The following is a 2,135-nucleotide window of genomic DNA, read 5'->3' as shown; positions in this document are numbered from 1 at the left end:
GACCCGCGCCGCCTCGCCGGGCTGCAGCAGGCGCTGGCCGCCCTGGCCGGCGACGCGCACCGCACCCTGCAGCACCTCGGTGCTGGCGAACGCGCTGTCGCTGCCGGCGCCGACCCGGAAGCGGGTGCCGCGCACACTGCTGGTGCTGGACGGGGTCTGGATGATGTAGCGCGAGGCGGGGCCGGTGGCGGGGATGACGTCGTTGCTGGTGCGACCCTTCTCCAGCCGCACCCGGGTATCGACCATGCCGGTAGCGCCGTAGCGGACGAGCTGGTCGAAGCGCACCAGGCTGTTCTCACGCACCTGCATGCGCGAGCCGTCGGCGAACTGCACGGTCGCGCTGGCATCGGCACCGGTCTGCAGGGCGCTGCCGATCGGCAGCGGCATGCCTTGCTGCGCCGAGAGCGTCGCCCGGTCGGCGGTCTGCACGCTGATCTGCCCACGCAGGGCGACCAGCCGCGCCGGCGCCGGTTGCACGCGCAGCCAGGCGATCGGAAACCGCAGGCGCGATCCCGGCACCAGCCGCTGCGGATCGGCGACCTGGTTGTGCTGGCCCAACCGCGCCCAGTCCATGCCCGGGCGCAGATACAGCCGGCCGAGATCCCAGAGCGTATCGCCGGGGCGCACCCGGTAGTGCCAGTCCTGCGCCATCGCAGTGGGGGCGAGCAGCAGGCCAATCCAGCACAGCAGGCCGGCCAGTCTGCGTGCGCCTGCCCACGAGGTGCGGGTGGGCGAGGCCATGCGGCGGTCGAACTGGTTCACGGCATACATCCGGCAAAAGACCAGGCCGGCGCTGCCTGCGGGGCTGCAGGCGGCGTTCGTCCCTGATCGCGGCATCCTGGGGTCAGGCCGGGTCGCGTCCGTCCGTCGCAGCGGCTGGAGACGCCGTAGTCAGCCGCTGGACCTGAGATTGTAATCTCAGAACAACAGGGCGGACATCTTCCGGCGGTATTGCCCGACCAGATCCTCGTCCTCGATCACCCGGAACGCATCGATCAGCGCCTTCTTCGGCAGGCCGTCCTCGAACGCGCGGTCCTGGCGCAGCATCTCCAGGAACTGTTCCAGCGCGGCCGCGTCGTCGCCGCCGACCAGGTGGCGCACGCCCAGCAGGTAGCGCGCCTTGAGATCGGCCGGATCCTGCGCCAGCGTGGCCTGCAGGGTCTCCAGCGGCGGGGCGGCCTGCAGCGCGCCGACGAAGCCCAGTCGCGCCCGTGCCCGCACCGCGCGCTCGTCGGTGGCGAGATTGGCCGGCAATGCGTCGATCAGGGTCTCGGCCTCGGCGGCGGCGCCGACCTTGACCAGGGCCAGGGCCAGATCCAGCTTCAGTTCGTCCTTGTCCGGCTCGGCCACCACCGCCTCGCGCAGGCGCTGTACCTCGGCCTGCGGATCCAGCGGCGCCGCCGGCACGTCCTCGGCCGGTTCCTGCGCGGCCAGTGGCACGATCCCGTGCTGGGTCAGGAACTCGCGCAACTGGCCCTCGGGCAGGGCGCCGGGGAAGCCATCCACCAACTGTCCGCCCTTGACCAGGAATACCGTCGGCACCGAGCGGATCTGGAACGCCGCCGCGATCTGCTGCTCCTGGTCCACGTCGACCTTGGCCAGCACGAAGCCGCCGTTGTACTCGGCCGCCAGCTTTTCCAGGATCGGGCTCAGGGTCTTGCACGGGCCGCACCAGGGCGCCCAGAAGTCCACCAGCACCGGGGTCTGCAGCGAGCGCTGCAGCACGTCGGCTTCGAAGGTCTCGGTCTTGGCGTCGAAAACGTGGGGCGTGTCGGACATGGGCAGTGTCATCGCAGGCGAGAGGACGCTTTGTATGGAGGCGCCGCGGCGCCGATGCAAGGGCGGCGGCGCCACACCGCGCGTGCCGGCCGCGGCCGCAGCGGCGACAATGCCCGGCTGGAGGCGCCGTGGCGGCGCGAAAGGACGGGAACGGATGGGCGAGGTGAGCGAACGGGTGCTGCGCTGGATCGGGCCGCTGCTGGCAGTGGCCGCGGTGGCGGCGATGCTGGGCTTCGGCGCGGTGCTGCCCGGCTATCTGCCGTGGTCGCATCCGCTGGCCCTGCTAGGCGCGCGCGGCATCCCGCACGCCTGGGCGTTCAACCTGCTGGCGTTCGTGCTGCCCGGGTGCCTGGCGA

2 protein-coding genes and 1 pseudogene are annotated in these 2,135 nt (G+C 71.9%); 1 reads left to right on the top strand and 2 read right to left on the bottom strand.

Going from position 1 to position 2,135, the window contains the following annotated elements:
* Positions 1–762, bottom strand: a 762-nt coding sequence (locus D180_RS15415) for a FecR domain-containing protein (RefSeq protein ID WP_198526567.1), incomplete at its 3' end; no start/stop codon positions are given.
* Between the two features lie 156 nt (positions 763–918).
* Entirely contained in the window at positions 919–1,779 is an 861-nt protein-coding gene (trxA, locus tag D180_RS15410; protein ID WP_017913502.1) for a thioredoxin, read from the bottom strand.
* A gap of 154 nt (positions 1,780–1,933) precedes the next feature.
* On the opposite strand from trxA, the pseudogene D180_RS15405 reads away from it, so the two are divergent.
* Positions 1,934–2,135 (top strand): annotated as a pseudogene (locus D180_RS15405) (DUF998 domain-containing protein); the annotation flags it as partial.

The organism is Xanthomonas sp. SHU 166, assembly GCF_000364685.1.
Lineage (GTDB): Bacteria > Pseudomonadota > Gammaproteobacteria > Xanthomonadales > Xanthomonadaceae > Xanthomonas_A > Xanthomonas_A sontii.
The sequence above is the reverse complement of the archived record's forward strand: the minus strand, read 5'-3'. Positions and strand labels throughout refer to the sequence as shown.

Coding starts and splice junctions, on each gene's coding strand:
- trxA (WP_017913502.1), bottom strand. CDS start 1,779: ATGTCCGACACGCCCCACGTTTTCGACGCCAAGACCGAGACCTTCGAA.